The sequence below is a fragment of the Rhodopila sp. genome (genome assembly GCF_965277165.1).
Lineage (GTDB): Bacteria > Pseudomonadota > Alphaproteobacteria > Acetobacterales > Acetobacteraceae > Rhodopila.
In genome coordinates, this window is the sequence record NZ_CBDICE010000006.1 from 67394 (window position 1) to 82510 (window position 15117).

At 64.3% G+C, this 15117-nt stretch carries 18 protein-coding genes and 1 riboswitch; of the genes, 5 read left to right on the plus strand and 13 right to left on the minus strand.

The features are described from left to right. Positions 1-158: 158 nt before the first annotated feature. The 3 genes from ACQY4Y_RS11945 to ACQY4Y_RS11955 form a co-directional block, all read right to left on the minus strand. Positions 159-1109: a hypothetical protein gene (locus tag ACQY4Y_RS11945; RefSeq protein WP_428490840.1), complete on the minus strand. Its 951-nt coding sequence runs from the start codon at positions 1107-1109 to the stop codon at positions 159-161. 167 nt (positions 1110-1276) lie between these two features. Continuing rightward, on the minus strand, positions 1277-1708 hold the full coding sequence (gene crcB / locus ACQY4Y_RS11950) for a fluoride efflux transporter CrcB (RefSeq protein ID WP_428490841.1): 432 nt from the start codon (positions 1706-1708) through the stop codon (positions 1277-1279). A gap of 76 nt (positions 1709-1784) precedes the next feature. After that, a riboswitch (Fluoride riboswitch) is annotated at positions 1785-1846 on the minus strand. A gap of 83 nt (positions 1847-1929) precedes the next feature. Then, complete coding sequence (locus ACQY4Y_RS11955; protein WP_428490842.1) at positions 1930-2595, minus strand: SAM-dependent methyltransferase; 666 nt, start codon at positions 2593-2595, stop codon at positions 1930-1932. A gap of 236 nt (positions 2596-2831) precedes the next feature. Between ACQY4Y_RS11955 and ACQY4Y_RS11960 the strand changes: the two genes are divergently transcribed. Further along, positions 2832-2957 (plus strand): hypothetical protein, encoded by a 126-nt coding sequence (locus ACQY4Y_RS11960; RefSeq protein ID WP_428490843.1) that lies wholly within the window; start codon positions 2832-2834, stop codon positions 2955-2957. A 278-nt stretch (positions 2958-3235) separates the two neighbouring features. After that, positions 3236-3394, plus strand: coding sequence for a hypothetical protein (locus ACQY4Y_RS11965; RefSeq protein WP_428490844.1), 159 nt, complete (start codon positions 3236-3238; stop codon positions 3392-3394). Between the two features lie 99 nt (positions 3395-3493). On the opposite strand, the gene rpsI is transcribed toward ACQY4Y_RS11965, so the two are convergent. After that, a complete protein-coding gene (gene rpsI, locus ACQY4Y_RS11970) occupies positions 3494-4030 on the minus strand; it encodes a 30S ribosomal protein S9 (RefSeq protein ID WP_428490845.1) in 537 nt (178 codons plus the stop codon). Positions 4031-4035: 5 nt separating this feature from the next. Beyond that, positions 4036-4503 (minus strand): 50S ribosomal protein L13, encoded by a 468-nt coding sequence (rplM, locus tag ACQY4Y_RS11975; protein ID WP_428490846.1) that lies wholly within the window; start codon positions 4501-4503, stop codon positions 4036-4038. A 193-nt stretch (positions 4504-4696) separates the two neighbouring features. Between rplM and ACQY4Y_RS11980 the strand changes: the two genes are divergently transcribed. Together ACQY4Y_RS11980 and ACQY4Y_RS11985 are read left to right on the plus strand one after the other, a co-directional pair. Then, entirely contained in the window at positions 4697-6352 is a 1656-nt protein-coding gene (locus ACQY4Y_RS11980; protein WP_428490847.1) for a flavin-containing monooxygenase, read from the plus strand. Beyond that, the gene (locus tag ACQY4Y_RS11985) at positions 6353-6604 is read left to right on the plus strand and encodes a DUF1272 domain-containing protein (protein ID WP_428490848.1); all 252 of its coding nucleotides are present in this window, start codon (positions 6353-6355) and stop codon (positions 6602-6604) included. Between the two features lie 171 nt (positions 6605-6775). Here ACQY4Y_RS11985 and ACQY4Y_RS11990 read toward each other — a convergent pair whose 3' ends face one another. The 3 genes from ACQY4Y_RS11990 to ACQY4Y_RS12000 all read right to left on the minus strand — a co-directional run bounded on the left by ACQY4Y_RS11990 (position 6776) and on the right by ACQY4Y_RS12000 (position 9073). After that, positions 6776-7303: an ester cyclase gene (locus tag ACQY4Y_RS11990; RefSeq protein WP_428490849.1), complete on the minus strand. Its 528-nt coding sequence runs from the start codon at positions 7301-7303 to the stop codon at positions 6776-6778. A 192-nt stretch (positions 7304-7495) separates the two neighbouring features. Next, complete coding sequence (locus ACQY4Y_RS11995; RefSeq protein ID WP_428490850.1) at positions 7496-8317, minus strand: arylamine N-acetyltransferase family protein; 822 nt, start codon at positions 8315-8317, stop codon at positions 7496-7498. 339 nt (positions 8318-8656) lie between these two features. Then, entirely contained in the window at positions 8657-9073 is a 417-nt protein-coding gene (locus ACQY4Y_RS12000) for a (R)-mandelonitrile lyase (protein ID WP_428490851.1), read from the minus strand. A gap of 216 nt (positions 9074-9289) precedes the next feature. On the opposite strand from ACQY4Y_RS12000, the gene ACQY4Y_RS12005 reads away from it, so the two are divergent. Beyond that, complete coding sequence (locus ACQY4Y_RS12005) at positions 9290-9706, plus strand: hypothetical protein (RefSeq protein WP_428490852.1); 417 nt, start codon at positions 9290-9292, stop codon at positions 9704-9706. A 94-nt stretch (positions 9707-9800) separates the two neighbouring features. Here the strand turns inward: ACQY4Y_RS12005 and ACQY4Y_RS12010 are convergent, their stop codons facing one another. The 5 genes from ACQY4Y_RS12010 to ACQY4Y_RS12030 form a co-directional block, all read right to left on the minus strand. Continuing rightward, complete coding sequence (locus tag ACQY4Y_RS12010) at positions 9801-10757, minus strand: 2-hydroxyacid dehydrogenase (protein ID WP_428490853.1); 957 nt, start codon at positions 10755-10757, stop codon at positions 9801-9803. 1 nt (position 10758) lies between these two features. Further along, positions 10759-11730: a 2-hydroxyacid dehydrogenase gene (locus ACQY4Y_RS12015; protein ID WP_428490854.1), complete on the minus strand. Its 972-nt coding sequence runs from the start codon at positions 11728-11730 to the stop codon at positions 10759-10761. A gap of 84 nt (positions 11731-11814) precedes the next feature. Continuing rightward, complete coding sequence (locus tag ACQY4Y_RS12020) at positions 11815-12441, minus strand: pyridoxamine 5'-phosphate oxidase family protein (protein WP_428490855.1); 627 nt, start codon at positions 12439-12441, stop codon at positions 11815-11817. Positions 12442-12523: 82 nt separating this feature from the next. Further along, entirely contained in the window at positions 12524-13537 is a 1014-nt protein-coding gene (locus ACQY4Y_RS12025) for an ABC transporter permease (protein ID WP_428490856.1), read from the minus strand. Beyond that, the gene (locus ACQY4Y_RS12030) at positions 13534-15087 is read right to left on the minus strand and encodes a sugar ABC transporter ATP-binding protein (RefSeq protein WP_428490857.1); all 1554 of its coding nucleotides are present in this window, start codon (positions 15085-15087) and stop codon (positions 13534-13536) included. The genes ACQY4Y_RS12025 and ACQY4Y_RS12030 overlap by 4 nt, the downstream gene beginning before the upstream one ends. Positions 15088-15117 lie beyond the last annotated feature (30 nt).

A 15117-nucleotide genomic window follows, 5' to 3' on the forward strand; every position in this document is an offset into this window, starting at 1 on the left:
TGATTCACCCGCATCGCGCGAACAGCGCGTCCTTCGGACGACGAACGTGTCGCCCAGCGCGATCATGCGTTAGCCCGATGTCAGCCGCTGCAGTGCCAGCTTGCCCCAATGTGCCAGTTCGTGCAGCCCGTCATGCAGGCGGCGCCGCGTTTCCAGCATCAGCGCGGCGAGCCGTCCCCCGCCAAAGGGCGCACCTGCCCCTGGAACACGTTTCCAGACAGTTGCACCGGCGTTGCGGTGATGTTGTTGACAAAGGTCGTCGAGCGGTTCTGGTCGTTGGTGAAATGGTTATCGCGCACGATGATTGAATCGGTCGGCCGGTCGACACCTTCCTCGCCGATCATGATGGCGTTGGCCGGATTGCCGGTGCGCGGACCCTTCTCCAGCCGGTTGCCCTCGATCAGCACCGAGCCGCCGTTCGGGACGTCGATCAGGTAGCTGGAGGTGCCGTCCGGGCCGTCGGCGATGTCGTTGTCGATCACCTCGGTGCGGAATGCCCTGGACTTGATCGAGTGGCCATCGTGGGTGCGCAGGAAATGCGAGTGCTCGACCCGCAGCAGTTTGAAGTGGCCGACATAGATGGCGTGGGCGCAACTGCCGCCGCAGACCCCGTTATCCTCGAATGTGCTGCCGCTGACGCGGATCACCGCCTGCGGGTTGTCGGCGCCCAGGATGCCGTTCTGGTCGTTGATGAAGCGGCTGTTTTCGATCGTCAGGTTGCCGCCCTCGGCGCGGATGCCGGCGCCGTTCTGGTCGGGCACCCGAGCGCGCTGCAGCGTCAGGTTGCGGATCGTGACATCGGCGCCGTCGATCACCAGCAATGCCTTGCCCTGACAGGTCTTGTCGGTCAGCACCGCCCCCGGTTCGGTGCCTTGCACCGTCAGGTTGTTCTGCGTGATCACGGCGCAGTCGTAATACTGGCCTGGCGCCACGTCGACCACGTCGCCGTCGTGGGCGGCCGCGATTGCCGCGCTGGGCGCCTTGTAGGCCTGGTCGGGCCCGACCTGCAGGGTTCGGGCGGTGGCTGGTTCGGCGATCCACAGCAGCGCCGGCAAGCCGAGGCCGAGGGTCGCCGCGACCAGGCGGGTCGGGGGTTTGCGATGCGTCATGGCAACGGGCCAGTATAGAACGGACGTCGGACATTCAACCTAAAATTGCAACGAGTGGCTTTCGGCTTGCCGCCTTTTGGGGGCTTTGCACTGATCTTGCGCCCCAGGCTGGTCTGGGCGGGGTGCGCCATGAAACCACGGGCTTCGGAAGGCGAAGCGAGGCTGGATTATCCGTCCTCTTCGATGGACATCTGGGCGATCTGTGTTGCCCCGAGGTTTAGCCGCGCGGCCGCCAGATGGCCGACCGAGACCGCGGCGACGCACAGCACCACCGATGCGACAACGTTGATGCCGGCGCGAATGACCTCGCCGCTTCGCAGCAGGTCGAGGGTCTGCAAGCTGAACGAAGAAAACGTGGTGTAGCCACCGCACAGCCCGATCATGACAAACAGGCGCAGGTTTTCGGGGACTGGATAGCGCCCGTGCGCGAGGGTCAGCGTTCCGAACAGCCCAATCAGGAACGACCCGGTCACGTTGATTGCGATGGTGCCCCAGGGCAACTCACGGCTGATCGGCAAGGTCAGCACAGAGAGGGCGTAGCGGGTCAGAGTACCCAATGCGCCTCCGATCATGACGACGAGGCAAGTGGTGAAAGACATGCGCGCGTTCCCTTGAATGGGCGGGCATGAAAAGCCCGCCAGCGGCGGGCTGCGTTGGGCGCACCCCTACCGCCACGTTGCGGCAGGAGTCATCAGCCCTGGCGGGCGGTTTCGGGGAACTCCATCCCCATCGAGCGCAGTCTATCCAGCGGCAAGTCGAAAGCAACAGTCGTGGCGACCATGGCTTGATCCGACTGGCGGAGGCGGTTGTTCGGGCTGAGCTAATTGTTTATTTCGACCCGCGTGCCGGGCGACACGATGGTAAGCGGAGCCGCAGGGTTGCCGGGCGGGGGTGGATGCAGGTTGCCGCGGTTCTGCCAAATCACCACGGCGTCGGACCGATCCGGACCGTAGCCGATCTCGGCGGGTTCATAGGCTAGTTGGGCTGCATAGCACCGTTCGAGCGCATTCGATGCATCCAGCACATCGGCCCAGGCAGGATTGCAGTAGACGATATAGATATCCCGACCCGTCGCTCGTATCGAGGCTTCGATGTCAAGAAGAAGCTGAGCGATCAGCGGCCGGTGGAAGGGATTGTACAGGAAGATAACGAGGTTTGTCTGGGGCAGACGGTGCGTTAGCACGTCTTCGGTGACGACGCTGATAGGTGTGCGGTCCGGATGGGCGCGGACGAAAACAGCGGCGTTGCGGCGAGCGATCGCGGACAGGGTTGGGGAAAGCTCGACACCGGTGATCGCCGCAAAGCCGAATTCTGTGGCAACGAGCAGGGGGCGGCCTTTGCCGCATCCAAGGTCCAAAAAGTGGCAATCGGCGGGGTCCGGGATCGCGTTGAGGGCGCGGCGGATGATACTGGGTTGAGCGGCCAGGTAAGCGTTGGAACCATCGGATCGGAGCACCCGGCCAGGGATCATGCCGCTGGTCTGCACGCCGTTGGCCCGGTCATAGGGGTGTTCTCGGGTCCAGCCCGACGCGGACGCCTTGAGTTCGTAATAGCCGAATAGTGCGCGGCCCAGCGGGGGCATCTGCGCGGCTCGCCACATCGTTCGTTTCAGGATAGTTTTGGCATCCATCGGCCGCTCCGCCGTTACCGCAATTGCTGGAGGTTCATAACCATGAGGAGGCCCGCCTCCCATGCACAAATTGTGCATCGCGGCGTCGTCAGATGAGTAGTGCGATCGAGATTGCGCAAGCACGTTCCTCGGATGCCTTGATGCTGGCGGAGATCCATCTGGCCGCGCGCGCCGCGACGATGTTTTTTACCGGACGGCGCATGCGCCGTCCGGTATGAGTCTTGGTTTCGCGCGCCGCCGCCCGCCAACCCGGCGCGCATACCAGTCAGCGCAAGCGCCGCCTGGTATTATTTGCATCGCGCTTTTTCGGATGATGAAACGCGGACCTGGTTCCGGACTGCGATCGGTGGTCGCGGGTTGGGATGGTGGGTGGCTCGCCGCGAAGCGTGCCCGGTCGGGTATATGTTGATCAAGCGGGAGAATCTCGACCATCTTTATGTCGTGCCGGGGTGGCAGCGCTGCCATTGGACTGGCTTTGCTTGGAAAGGCCAAAACCTTGAGCCCGAAGCGAGTCAGGGTCTCCACGTTCCAGCGCAATGTCGAGGCACGGGCGTTTTACGAAGTGAATGGTTTTCGCGCGGTGGGCGATACCGGCGGGCGCAACGAGGAAAATGAGCCGGACGTGCAGTATGTGTGGGATGGTCCGGGGCGTTAGACTGTGACCCATGCCGGCCTGCCGCAGCCATTCGTCGGGCCCGACGGCGTCGACCTCCGCCCTCGGGCCGCCATCGTCCAGACCGAATCCGTTGTCCGATCAGCGCTTGCTGAACTGGAAGCTTCGCCGCGCCTTCGCCTTGCCGTATTTTTTCCGCTCCACCGCGCGCGAGTCCCGTGTCAGGAACCCGGCAACCTTCAGGATACTGCGCAGATCCGGCTCGTAATGCGTCAGCGCTCGGCTGATGCCGTGGCGCACCGCGCCGGCCTGGCCGGACAGGCCGCCGCCGCTTACGGTGCAGAACACGTCGAACTGGTTGTAGCGGTCGGCCACCAGAAACGGCTGGGTCAGCAGCATCCGCAGCACCGGTCGGGCGAAATACTGCACCACCTTCTTGTCGTTGACCAGAATGTCGCCCTTGCCCGGCTTGATCCATACCCTTGCAGTGGACTGCTTGCGCCGTCCGGTGGCGTAGGACCGCCCCAGTTCGTCGCGTTTCGGTTCCCGCGCCGGTTGCGTCGACACCGACACCGGGGGTGGTGCGCCGGTGGCTTCGGCTTCCGCCTCGGCGGCGGACTGACGCGCCGCCAGCGCGTCCTTCAGATCGGCCAGGGTGCCGGTTTGATTGCCTGACATCGCTCTCAGCCCCTATGATTCTTCGGGTTCATCGCCGCCACATCGAGTTTTTGCGGCTGCTGACCATCATGCTTGTGCTCGGGACCACCATAAATATGCAGGTGCTTCATCTGTCGGCGCTGCAGCGGGCCGCGGGTGATCATCCGCTCGACCGCTTTTTCAAGCACCCGCTCGGGGTGCCTGGATTCCAGCCGCTGGCGGATCGAGCGTCCCTTGATGCCGCCGGCATATCCGGTGTGATAGTAAAATATCGACTGCTCGGGCTTGTTGCCGGTGACCCGCACCTTGGCCGCGTTGACCACCACCACGTTGTCGCCGCAATCGACGTGCGGAGTGAATTGCGGCTTGTGCTTGCCGCGTAGCCGATTGGCGATGATCACGGCAAGGCGGCCGAGCACGACGCCTTCGGCATCGATCAGCACCCAGCCCTTGGTCACGTCCGACGGTTTGATCGAGAGCGTGCTCTTGAACATGTGTCTATCAGAGTCCGTGGTTCAGAAGGCGCGGGTTATGGGCGTCGGACCTAGGACGGTCAAGCGGTTTTCGGCTGTGGTAACCCAATACCACAACGCTCGCAACTTCTCGGTGGGAAAACCTACCGACCAGTTGACATCACAAGGCGCCGCGGTATCGGATAAATCCGATCGCATGACCGAAGGAGCATCCATGCCACAGGCGACCGAGACACCGCGCACGGCGGTGCCGCAAGAAATCGACGTCGTGATCGTCGGTGCCGGCTTTGGCGGCATGTACATGCTGCACCGGCTGCGCGGCCTCGGCCTGTCCGCGATCGTGTTCGACACCGCCGGCGGTGTCGGGGGCACCTGGTACTGGAACCGCTATCCGGGTGCCCGCTGCGATGTCGAAAGTATGCAGTACTCCTACTCGTTCTCGGAGCAACTGCAGCAGGAATGGCAATGGAGCGAAGTGTTCGCCGGCCAGCCGGAAATCCTGCGCTATGCCAACCATGTCGCCGACCGGCTCGACCTGCGCCGCGACATGCGGTTCGAAACCCGGGTGACCGAGGCGGTTTTTGACGAGGCGACCCGGCGTTGGAGCGTGCGCACCGATCGTGGCGACGCCATCCGGGCGACCTATTGTGTGATGGCGACCGGTTGCCTGTCGGCGGCGCGGATGCCGGACTTCGCTGGCCTGGCCAGTTTCAAGGGCAGCACCTATCACACTGGTCACTGGCCGCACGAGGGAGTGGATTTCAGCGGACTGCGCGTCGGCGTGATCGGCACCGGGTCCTCGGCGATCCAGTCGATCCCGGTGATCGCCGCCCAGGCGGCCCATGTCACGGTATTCCAGCGCACCCCGAATTTCAGCATCCCGTCGCGCAACGGGCCGATGCCCGACGCCTATGCGCAGTCCTGGAAGGATGACTACATCGCCAGGCGGGCCGAGGCTCGGGCCAGCCGCAACGGCATCCTGGCCTATCCGAACGATCAGCCGGCCATTGATACCGCGGAGCCGGAACGCAGCGCGATCTACGAGCAGCGCTGGGCCAGCGGGGGCACCACCTTCATGGCCGCGTTCAACGACCTGATCTTCAATCAGGCATCGAACGACACCGCCGCCGAGTTCGTGCGCGGCAAGATCCGGCAGATGGTCAAAGATCCGGCGCGCGCCGAACTGCTGGCGCCGACCAGCCATCCGATCGGCACCAAGCGGATCTGCGTCGATACCGATTACTACCTGACCTACAACCGCGCGAACGTTGATCTGGTCGATGTGCGCGACGCGCCGATCGAGGCGGTGACTCCGGATGGGCTGCGTGTCGGCGGCAAGGACCATGCGTTTGATGCCATCGTGTTCGCCACTGGCTTTGACGCAATGACCGGTGCGTTGACCCGGATGGGCATCGTCGGCCGCGGCGGGGAAACCCTGGCGGAGAAGTGGCAGGCAGGGCCTCGTAGCTATCTGGGCCTGATGACTTCCGGTTTCCCAAACCTGTTCATGATCACCGGGCCTGGCAGTCCATCGGTGTTGAGCAACATGATGGTTTCGATCGAGCAGCATGTCGACTGGATCAGCGACTGCCTGGCCCATCTTGCGAAGCGTCGGGTCGACTGCATGGAGCCTAGCCTGGCGGCCGAAAACGACTGGGTGCGGCACGTCAACGACGTGGCCGATACCACGCTTTATCCGCGCGCCGCATCCTGGTACATGGGCGCCAACATCGCCGGTAAGCCGCGCGTGTTCATGCCGTATATCGGCGGCGTCGGAGCGTATCGGCAGACATGCGAGGAGATCGCCGCCAACGGATACCATGGTTTCGAGTTGACCGGCCCGGCTAAGGTCGCGGTCGCGGCGGAATAGATGCTGGAGCTTCGTCCAAACTGCGAGTGCTGCGATCGAGACCTGCCGGCCGCCAGCCTGAACGCGAGAATATGCAGCTATGAGTGCACATTCTGCGCCGATTGCGCCACTGCTCGGTTGCAGGGCATCTGCCCGAACTGCGGCGGCGAACTGGTGCCTCGTCCGGTGCGCCCGCCGGCACGGCTGGCCAGCCACCCGGCCTCGGCAAAACGAGTGTTGAAGCCGGCCGGGTGTGGACAGGGTTCAGGCTGATCCGCCCTCGGCGCGAAGCGAGGAAGGTCACTTCGCATGGATGTTTTGTAACCAGTTTCGGGCAATTACATAGTCTTTTCAAAGCCGTGCCGAGCTGGCATCGGGTAAGCGGCGGGCTTCCAGTGTTTGGTCAATCTGCCCGGCAGCAAGCCAAGTGTGGGCGCGGGTTCCTCAGCCAGCCCAATCGGAAATCAGCGCGTTGCTGGGCAGCGCCTTGTCCATCACCTTGCGCGCTGTCTCGACCCCGGCGACCGGAAGGCCCGCCGGGTCGAGCTTGCCGATTTGCACCAGCACCGAAGCCTGATCCCAATAGATGTGCTCGTGCACAATCTTGCCGTCGCGAAACTGGACGATGGCGACCATCGGAATCTCGACGCGGCGGCCCGTAGGGCGGATGCCAGGCAACATCCAGTCGATCTCGCGCGTGTGGGTGAAGCTGCACAGCATCTCGTCCACCAGGGTTTCCGCGCCAACGGTGCGGCTGATCGGCGTCAGGCAGGTATCGTCCGGGTTCACGCCGATGAAGTGGTCGCGGTAGAAGCGCCTTAGCTGTTGGTAGCCGACGCCTCCGGTCATTGTCGGGATGCTGTTGACGTAAGGCTCTTCCACCATCGTCGCCATCGTGGCGTCGAGGTCTCGCGTCTCGAACTCGTAACGGCAGTGCTGTTCCCAGAGCACTGCCAGGTCATGTTCAGACATGGTATCTCTCCATTAGGCAAATTGGCTGTCGGCTCCGACCCAACAGTCGAGGCCGCAGCAGCCACTGCGAATGACTTGACGGCCGCGGCAGGCCAGGGTGATTCCGCCCTGAGCGCTTCGGTCCAGCAGCCCGGCCAGCGCCTGACTGGGGTGGCGCGACGGTGCGAGCAATCGGGCGCAACCAGCGGCGTGTCATGGCCATGCCGGAACGACCTCCCGCGGCAGCCTGGCCCAGATCGTCGACGGGGACACGGGCAAGGCTAGCTCCATGGTGTTCTCCAGCACATCGCCCAGGGCGTTGGCGTCGGCCAACCTGTGCTCATCCTGGCGGCCATCAGGGTAGCGCACCGTGAGCGACTTGTTCATCAAACTGATCCGCCTTTCGCCCACAATCCGGCTCACGATCAGATTGCGGACGAACAGAGTGCGGGGATGGGTCGACATGAACCAATTGGCCATCTCGAAGTCGGCATCGGTCGGGACATTCAGCGTGAAGGCATACATGGGCCTCCAGCCTTCCGGCGACCGGAGCTGTACTTCGTGATGCTGGCGGTCCTGCCTTATCCGGTAGGTGCCGTGCGAAGTGGCCTGTTCCATCCCATGCGCGAGCAGCAAGGGCGCTGGCGGGCTCTGCGGCCCAAACCCGACATCCGCGATATATTGCTGTCCCGCCACGGTTACCAGCGTCCGGCGATGGGTTTGCGGGGCATTCAGGCTGGGTCTCATCCACATCGTCCGAGCGCCCAGAGCCGTCACCGCAAAGCCGATGTTGGCCAAAACATCCTGGAACAATCGGTTCTGCTCGTGGCAGTAGCCGCCGCGTCGGTGGTTCACCAGCTTCGCCTGGATCGAATCGCTGTCGATCGCCACGGCCCGACCCAGCAACGGGTCGAGGCCTTCGAAGGTGATCTGAGCCAGTTGCAGGGCATGGAGATCGACCAGCACGTCGAGCGTCGGCTCGCTCGGACCCTGGTATCCGATGCGGGCGAAATATGCTGTAAGGTCCAGGGTCACCGTGCGGTAGAACCCGCGGGCACCGGATGACCAGCCTCGGCGAGACGGCCAACACAAGACGCGGAACCAGGTTGGCGGGCTATTGGCATAGCCGCGGGAACGATTTTCATGAAGTAACTCTGTGATTTGTCGGCGTGAATAGTTGTCCGCAAATGGACCGCTGTACTGGATGGGTCAATACTTTGATGGTTACGATCGTAATCTCTCACGCGGCCGGTGCGTCCGGCAGCGGGATAGCGCGGCTGGACACGGGCTGGCGTCGAGCGCCTCGGCGTCCGCCAGTCTGACGATCGTGTCCATCACATGCCGGATTCGGTCGGCCTGAATGGTTTGTTGTCGTTACGTTACCGCGGCGGGCGTAGCGGTGTAATGCTCATCCGAGACATGCTCGAACCAGGCGGTGCCCTCGCCTTTGTCGTTCAGTTCCGACATCGCCAAATGCGAGAACAGCTTGTCCGGCGCGGCGCCGTGCCAGTGGCGCACATCCGGCGGGATGATCACCGTGTCCCCGGCACGGATTTCCTGCACCTGTTCGCCCTCGCGTTGCACCCGGCCTGCACCGGACAGGCAGAACAGCGTCTGACCGACCGGGTGGCTATGCCACGCGGTCCGTGCGCCGGGCGTGAACGACACCACTGACCCGCGCATTCGCGACGGCGCTGTGCCGACCACGACCTCATCGGAAAACACAGTGCCGGTGAAATTGGCTGCGGGTGCCCGGTTGGTCTTCCGGGCAGAGGAGCGAAGGATTTTCATTGACGTTCTCCCTGATGGCCGCGGACGGACAGGCGACGATGATAGAACGGCGATCGAAATCGACAAGCCGCGATGCTGGCGCCGAAGTCCTCGGTTATTGAAGTCCACCGGTGTTTTCGAGCGAAGACTTCCGATCCAAACGTTTATCGCCTATCAAGGTCTGGCGGACGAATCCACGGCTGCCGGACTTGCCGCTCAAGCCAGGGGAGAAATCTAATGAAATCGTCGAAATTGCTCAGAGGCGCTGCTGTGCTCTGTGTCGGGGCCACAGCCTTGTTAAGTCCGGCCCTCGCACAGCCGGGAAAAGAGAGCCTCTATGTATATCACACCAACCCGGACGCTGGCTGCCCTGGCCTGGACTGGCACATCGTGACCGAGCCGAATGGCTCACTAATGGGTTTCGTCGCCTGGGATCAGATGAAGCATATGGCTCGGCTGGAAGGGATGCTGAGCAAGAGCGGGACCTTCAAGATGGATGCGCATGAGGTCGGCGGCTCTAGAACGGCAGTGGTGTCCGGGAAGGCCGCAGGTAATAATATCTACGCGACGATCGAGGGCTCCGGCACGAAATGCGACGGCAAAACGCTTAATATTCCGCGCGCAGTGGGCGGGTTGGGCGGCGGCGGCGGCTGAGATAAAGTCACCGCGGGTAGCTAGCGACCGTTTGGAAAGCTGTGGCTCTGCCCCGGCTACTACTCTGGACGAATGCAATCGACGTCGGCAATATTTACGCCACCACATTCGATGGCGTCTCACCCGCCAAAACCGCGTCGATGCCCGAAAGCACCACCCGGCCCATGGCGTCGCGCGTTTCGGTGGTGGCGCTGCCCAGGTGCGGCAAGAGGACGACGTTTTCCAGTGTGAGGTATTCGGGATTCAGGCGGGGCTCGTTACTGTAAACGTCGAGCCCGGCGGCGGCGACGTGGCCGGAACGCAGCGCAGCGATCAGCGCCTCGTCGTCCACCAGTGTGCCGCGCGCGGCGTTCGCCACGATCGCGCCGAACGGCAGCTTGGCGATCCGGTCCCGGTTCAGCCAGTGGGCCGTGCCCTCGCCGCCGGGGGCGTTCAGCGACAGCAACTGGCAGAGCGGCAGGAAACTGTCGTCGTTGTCGTGGAAGATCGCCCCCTGCTCAAGCTCGGCCGGCAACCTGGTTACGTCGCGATAGTGCAACTCCATGCCGAAGCCGCGCGCCATCCGGGCGGTTTCGCGCCCGATGCGGCCCATGCCGAATATGCCTAGACGCCGGCCGGAAATGCCGATACCCAGCAATTGAGTGGGCGCCCAGCCTGCCCAGCTGCCGCTGCGCACCAGACGCTCACCTTCACCGACCCTTCTGGCCGCCGCCATCAGCAGCAGCATCGCGCACTCGGCGGTGGCAACACTCAGCACGTCGGGCGTATTGCACAGCTTGATGCCGCGCGCCGTTGCCGCCGCGACGTCGATATGATCGTGTCCGACACTGAAAGTGCCGATCACCTTCACCGATGCCGGCAGCGCGGCAATGGTCTTTGCATCCAGCACGTCGCCCGGGCAGCACAGGATGGCGTCAGCGCCCTGCGCCCGCGCCAGCAGGTCCGGGATCGCCACGTCGGACGCCGTCAATCGCGCGTCATACGCCTGCTCAGCCAGCGCCTCGATCGAGGCGGGCAGGCGGCGGGTCACCAACAACACGGGTTTGGCCATATCAGTCCTTCCACAGCGGATCGATGGCGGGCCGGCCAGCCAGCACCGCGGCGATGTTGTCGAGCGCGCGAAAACCCATCGCGTCTCGGGTTTCCCTGGACGCGCTGGCGATGTGCGGTGACAGCACGACGTTGTCCAGGCCGGCGAATCGCAGGTCGTAGTCCGGTTCGCGACGAAACACGTCGAGTCCGGCGGCGAACAGTTTGCCCGACGTCAGCGCCGTGAACAACGCGTCCTCGTCGATCAGCGACCCGCGGGCGACATTTACCAGCACCGCGCCGTCAGGCAGCAGGGACAGCGCACGTGCGTCGATCATCTTGTCGGTGCCGGCACCGCCTGGCGCGTGGATCGACAGGAAATCGCAGTGCGGCAGCATCTGATCGAAATCCGCGTAGTACGCCGCGCCTTGTTCCTGTTCCGCCGGCAGGCGGTGGCGTCCGTGGTAGAGTACCTGCATGTCGAACCCCCGAGCGCGTCGTGCCATGGCTCGGCCGATCCGGCCCATCCCCAGAATGCCGATCCGCTTGCCGGTGACACGGACGCCAAGCAAATCGCCTTGGCCGATGCGATAGCGCCAGCCCTGGCGCATCACCCGATCATACTCGGCACCGCGCCGTGCCGCCGCCAATAGCAGCATCATGGCATGGTCGGCGGTGCATTCGTCCAGCACGCCCGGCGTGTTGGTCATCGCGATACCACGGGCGCGGGCTGCTTCGACATCGATGTGATCGAACCCGACACTGATAGTGGCGCCGACCCGCACGCTGGCCGGCAGCGCCGCGATCGCGGCTGCGTTCAGATCCAGGGTGTTGGTGAACAGGATGGCCTGTGCCTGCATCGACGCGGCGGCCTGGGTGAGCTCGGCGACTGTCATGTCGTCTGGCCCCGGATGCACCATGGCGTCGAACTTGGCCCTGGCGCGGGCGATCACCGCGCTGGTTGTCAGGCAGCTCAGCACCAGCCGAGGCTTCATTCGGTGCTCCTTGTTGGATCGGCCTGCGGCTTGCCAGCCAGGCCCCGGGGCGCGGACCACGGGGAACCGGCCGGGTATCCGGCGTCAATATATCGTTGTGCGCAAGCGTTCCGGATAGTCGCGGTCGTATTGGTCGCCATTGATCATGCCGGCGGTGACCTCGGCCAGGATCTGGCCGGTGCTGGGCAGTTGCTTGCGGTCGATGTGGCGTTCCGGGTTCCAAAGCTCCGAACGAACCAGCGCCTTGGGGCATTGGAAATAGACGCTTTCAGCCCGCACCACGATGACCGAGCGGGGCAGGGTGCCGCGATAGGGAAACCGTCCGATCAGTTCCGGTGCCACCGACACCTGGGCTCGTCCGTTGACCCGCAGCGTCTCGCCGACGCCGGGGATCAGGAACAACAGCGCCACCCGGTCGTCGCGGATGATGTTGCGCAGGCTGTCGATCCGGTTGTTGCCGCGCCGATCGGGGATCAGCAGCGTCTTGTCGTCCAGCACATCGACGAAGCCGGCCGGATCGCCCCTGGGCGAGCAGTCCAGACCCTCGGGCCCGCTGGTCGCCAGCACCAGGAACGGTGAGGCCTCGATCATCGCCTTGTAGTGCGGGTGGATGTAGTCGATTTCCTTGCCGATCGCGCCGGCCGAGGACTCGCCGTAGATCGCCGCGAGCGCGGCTTCGTCCCGGATCAGGTTGTCGCTGATCGCATCCATCGTTCGCCCTCTGCTGTCATGCCGTTACCGCGTTGGCCATAATCGCGCGGAACCAGGCCAACCGACAAGGAGGTGAGGACCCTCAGGTGAAATCCTGTGGCTCGCGGTGCCGCACCAATTGGGACAAAGCGACCGCGAGCACCAGGCCGCCGCCATAAAACAGGTTCTGCACGAAGGTCTGGATCCCCAAAATTGTCAGCCCGGTAATCCCGATGACCAGAAAATAGACTGCAACGAACGAGCCCCAGGCATTGAACCGTCCAGGCGAGATCGAGGTCGCGCCGAGAAACGCTGCGGCGAAGCCCGGGAGCAGGAAGGTCAGGCCGGAAAGCGGATCGGCCGCCCCGATCGTGCCCGCATACATGACCCCCGCACCCGCGCTGAGCACTCCGGAGGCGATCAGGCTGTAGAGCCGTATCCGGTCGACACGGATCCCCGATAGCCGCGCCACTTCCCGTCCGCGGCCGACGAACAGCAGGCGGCGTCCCGGCGTGGTGTAGTCGAAAAAGTACCAAAGCAGCGCGCAGAGAACCAGCGCGTAGTAGAAGGCGAGCGGAATGCCGAAGATGCGGCGCACCACCGTCCACTCGGTAAGCGCGTCGGCCAGCCCGCTCACGGTCATCGAGCCGCTCATCCAGAGCACAAGGCCATTCATGAACGTGCTGGTGCCAAGCGTCACGATCAGCGACGGAATCCTGAAATAGAGAATGAAGAAAGCATTGATCGCGCCACCGATGACGCCCGCCGCCATCGCTGCCAGGATCGCGATCGGCAGGCTGACCCCGAGCTGCGCATTCAGGACCGCCAGAATCATCGCCGACAGCGTCAGCATGCTGGCCACCGAAAGGTCGAAATCCCCGGCGGTCAGGGGGATCAGGAGCGACATCGTCAGCACCACCAGCACCGCCTGCGAGCCGAGCATGGTCGAGATGTTGCCCCAGGACAGGAAGGCCTCTGGGCGCAGAATGCCGAACACCGCTGCAAGCACCAGAAGTGCAGCCACCAAGGCATAGGCCTCCAGGATGCGCACCCAGTTGAAGCGACGCTGCGCGCGGTCGGGGGCCGAAATGGTTGCGGCCGGTTGGGCGTTGGTCATGTCGCGGCGAGTCCATGCGTTGCGGTCGATGCGGCGGCCAGGCCCGCCGCGCCACCGCGCAGGCAAAGCTCGGCGATCCGTTCCTTGGTGATCGCCGACCCGGTCAACTCGCCCACGATCGCGCCGCGGGCGAAGATCAGTACGCGGTCACACATCTGGGCCAGTTGCCCGAAATCCGTGCTGGCGATCATGATGGCGACGCCGCGTCGGGCAGCCTCGGCAAGCGCGGCGAACAGGTGCTGGCGCGCACCGACGTCCACGCCTTGAGTCGGCTCGTCGAGCATGAGCAGCTTGGGGTCGAGCTGCAGCCACTTCGCCATCAGCGCCTTCTGCTGGTTGCCGCCCGAGAGCGAGGCCAAGGTCATGGCCGGCTCGTTCGGCCGGACCTCATAGTCCTGGCCGAGTGTGACGGCACGCCGAAAAATGCCGCCCCAGTCGAGCAGCAGTGAGCGGAACTCGTTCAGCACGGGAAGCGATACGTTGTCGGCGACGGACAGCGCGCCGATGCCGGCTGCGCCGAGCCGGTCCGAGGGCAGTAGCACGAGACCCTGTTTGATTGCCGCGTCCGGCGTGATGCCGCGCACGGCACGATCAGGCTGTCCCGCGAGTGCCAGCGTGCCGCCGTGCGCCGTCCGCGCGCCGTAAATCAGATAGGGTAGATCGTCGAAGCCTGAGCCGATCAAGCCGGCAAAACCCAGGACCTCGCCGCGCCGGATATCGAGCGAGACGCTTGCCAGCGAACCGCCGCTCACCCCGCGCGCCGCCGCGACGACCGGAGCGGTGGACAGGTCGCGATGTTCGGCGCGGAACAGGTCAACGTGGCGGCCGACGATCAGCCCGATGAAGTCATCATGCGTCGCCGCTTGTGTGGCGAGCGTGCCGGCAACGACCCCGTCCCGAAGCACCGTCGCGCGATCGGTGATCTGCATGATCTCGTCCACGTCATGCGAAACGAAGATCACCGCGGCGCCGTCGCGCACGATGGCGCGCATGAGCGCGAACAATTGCTCGACGCCGCTTGCGGGCAGGAACGGCGTCGGCTCGTCCAGCACCAGGATGCCGGGGCGCTCATGCTCGGTCGACTGCACCGACTCGAAGGCGCGGACGATCGCGACCAGTGCGCGCTCGACCTGCGGCAGATCCTTGATCTGCATCGCCGGGTCGATGTCGAGCCCGAACCGGGCGAAACTCTCCCGCGCAAGGCGGCGCTCCTGGCGCCAGTTCATCCGCCATTTCGTCCTGGTCGCGATCGCGCCGATGCGCAGGTTCTCCAGCACGGTCAGCGACGGAACCAGCCCGAGATGCTGGTGAACGAAGGCGAGGCCCAGCCGCTCGGTCGTCCCGGAAGGCACCGGCAGCGGTACAGGCTCACCGTGGATCAACAGTTCGGCGCCTGGCTCCGGGTCATGATAACCGGACAGGATTTTGATCAGCGTGGATTTGCCGGAGCCGTTCTGGCCGAGCAGCCCGAGCACCTCGCCCGGCAGGACATCGAGTGAGACATCATTCAGCGCGTGCGCCCCACCGAAGCGCTTGGAGAAATGGCGCACCGAGAGTGCCGGGGGTTCTCCCGGCCGGCG